At 59.4% G+C, this 2,900-nt stretch carries 3 protein-coding genes; 2 read left to right on the forward strand and 1 reads right to left on the reverse strand.

The window, feature by feature from the left end:
• Together QN345_RS17600 and QN345_RS17605 are read left to right on the forward strand one after the other, a co-directional pair.
• Window positions 1–619, forward strand: a 619-nt coding sequence (locus tag QN345_RS17600; RefSeq protein WP_323508980.1) for an IS256 family transposase, incomplete at its 5' end; no start/stop codon positions are given.
• 184 nt (window positions 620–803) lie between these two features.
• Window positions 804–1,409 carry a hypothetical protein gene (locus tag QN345_RS17605; protein ID WP_322140310.1) on the forward strand — a complete coding sequence of 202 codons (606 nt, stop codon included), beginning with the start codon at window positions 804–806 and terminating at the stop codon, window positions 1,407–1,409.
• A 566-nt stretch (window positions 1,410–1,975) separates the two neighbouring features.
• Here QN345_RS17605 and QN345_RS17610 read toward each other — a convergent pair.
• Complete coding sequence (locus QN345_RS17610) at window positions 1,976–2,614, reverse strand: flavin reductase family protein (protein WP_322140311.1); 639 nt, start codon at window positions 2,612–2,614, stop codon at window positions 1,976–1,978.
• Window positions 2,615–2,900: the final 286 nt, after the last annotated feature.

A 2,900-nucleotide genomic window follows, 5' to 3' on the forward strand; every position in this document is an offset into this window, starting at 1 on the left:
CTTCTGGACCAGCTTCCTGCGGTCGTTGAAGACCCGCGGCCTCGACGGGGTCAACCTGGTCATGTCTGACGCTCACACCGGCCTCAAGAAAGCCATCGGGACCGTGTTCCAGGGCGCCGGCTGGCAGCGCTGCCGGGTCCATTTCATGCGAAACCTCCTCGCCGTGGTGCCGAAGGGATCGCAAGAGATGGTCGCCTCGATCATCCGCACCATCTTCGCCCAGCCCGACCGCGAACACATCGAGAAACAGTTCCGCGAGGTGACCACAATGCTGAGCCGCTCGCACCCAAAGGTCGCCACGATGCTCGTCGACGCGCAACCCGATCTGCTTGCCTTCTCCGCTTTCCCGCGGCGGCACTGGCGCCAGATCTGGTCCACGAACCCGCTGGAACGAGTGAACAAGGAGATCAAACGCCGCACCGACGTCGTCGGTGTCTTCCCCAACGCTGCCGCTCTCTTGCGCTTGGCCGGGTCGGTTCTGATCGAGCAGCACGACGAATGGGAAGCCGGCGAACGCCGCTACTTCTCCGAAGCATCCATGCTCGAGCTGGCCACCATGAACAACCCCGTCAAGGTCATCGACGAGGCGGTGATCCTCCCAGAACTCGCCGCCGCCTAAGCTAGAACAACTGACCCGCACGGTGTTGAGAAACTCCACCGCTCAGCGGGACGTGACCTATGAGTGCCGAGCCTCAGCCGGTCGTCGAACACCGGGGTGGTGCGATCTTCATGTTTCTCCTTTGACCGCAAAGGTAGCCGAGACCATAGTCAAATGATGGAAAGCGCGTCGCTACGCTGTCCGAATGGACATCCTTACAACGGCACTATCGAAAGCGCCCGCTGCCGGGTCGATCATCGGCGTGCCAGTCTCGGTGTGGCTCCCGCCGGTGGCCGTGCTGGTAGTGGCATTGTTCGGTTTCTGGAATACCAGTCGAGCTACAAAGCGCGCTGGGGAAAATTCGGACGTCTCTCTGAAGCGCACGATCACGGCAGATAGGCAGGCGCGGCTGCTGGAAAAGCAGATGCTCCTCTACGCCGATATTTTGACTTTCATCGCCCAACGGAGCCAGCACAGAAGCGCCGTACTGAGCATGGGCAAGATCGAAGGTGTCGATATCCCTCAACAGTACGAGTCGACCGATCGATTCGCTTTATCCGGGCGCGCAGAGGCCATCGCTCGACAATCCGTACTGAACGCTTGGAACGCCTGCAACAAAGCCGACGAGGACACGTTAAGAAAACAGATCCTCCAAGCAAAAATCCCCAAAGTGGGCGACGCGGGAATGAAGGAATACGCCGAAATCGACGCTGCGCGAGTCGAGGCTGAGAGGCAAGACGGATTGCTGCGAGATGCCATCCGGATCGCATTGCACAATCGAACGGACGATTACGGACTTGGTGATCTTTGAGCCACCGAAAATGTTCAGGGCTTCGGTGCGAGTCCTTCACCAAGCTCGACTCCAAGATCTCCAAACGCTCCGAGATGCCCGAGCCAAGCCATCGATGTCCACCACATCAAGACGGCGTCGCCGATTGCTCGAACCATCGCGGCTTCTAATCCGTCATCCGTTGCAGTCTCGCCGGAGACCGCCGATGCCGCTTTTCGACGATCATCGGCGCTGAGTCAATGGTTTTCATCGCCGGTGCAGGGAGGTGCCCGCTGACGGGATTCGCAAAGTCGCTGGGCGATGAACGCGGCTCAGCCACCGACGTACCTGCCAGTCTGGTTTGCCAGAAATCTTCCGGCACGCCACATTCCACTCTTCGCCATCCCGATCTGGCTCCACGTGCGTAACCTGCACTCACAACAATAGAATGCCCGTCCAGTTCTACGAACGACACCGACGTTCGGCACTTCTCGATCGCGTTTTGCCGTGTTTAGTCGGCCCGGTTAGGGCATTTCGTCGCATTCCTGATCACCGGTTCGGCAAGGCGCCAGGGCGTCTCGTTGGCGAGATGAGCTGTCAGGGCGTCATCAGCGGTACCACTCCTCGTCGGTCTGAGCCAGGCGCGAAGGTTGCAACTCGTCGCCGAGGCTATAGAAGCGCTGGAAGTTCATGATCAGGGGTCGCCATAGGTTCGGATCGATGCGGTTTTTCGACCCCTTCAGGCGGATCGAGTCGTGGACGTGCACCCGGGTGATCCTGGCTTCGAAAATGACCGTATCGCCATCGGCCGGGTCGTCTTTCTTGAGGGGACGAGAGTGCACGATGCGGGCTTCGAGATTGACGGGGCATTCGTCGATCCGTTCTGCTCGAACGGTGTCACCCGGCCGGGAATGCAAACCCGCACGGTTGATCTTGTCGGGCTCATAGCGGTATCCGACAAGAGCCTTGCCAGGAGGAACCGGCATGTGGCCGGTGGTCAAAGCGATCCTATCGACCGCATCGACCAGTTCGGCAGTGGGGAGGTTGATGACGCACTCGCCGGTGTCGAGGAGGTTCTGTGCTGTCAAGGAGCGGGCGCCCATGCCGAGGAGTGCGGTCTGGCCAAGCCAGAAGACAGACGACATCGGGGCGGTATTAGTTTCACCGTCGCGGTCGACCGTGCTGAGAAGAGCAACGGGTGTTCCGAAGTAGAGAATGGCCGGGTCGATGACGGTGTGCGTCGGCATGGGCTTCTTTCGGCGAGAGGGGCTAGTCGGGGCGAGCTTCGCTTCAAAATTACCCGAGCCGCCATCCAATGACTGGCGGAAATCCGACGTCGCGGCCACGCATCGGTGGGCGCCCGCAACCGGAATACTCAGTCCATAGACAATTCGATAACAAGAAATATAGAACCGTCTATGGGTGTTTCAAAGCCGTGTCGTTATGGGACAGCAGACTGAACCGTCCCGGTTTTCATGCCGCCGTTTTGTTGGCGGCTTCGATATCTATCGGGCCGTTTGTTTCAGCGTAGTA

The organism is Cryobacterium sp. 10I1, from assembly GCF_035019805.1.
GTDB classification, from domain to species: Bacteria; Actinomycetota; Actinomycetes; order Actinomycetales; family Microbacteriaceae; genus Cryobacterium; species Cryobacterium glucosi.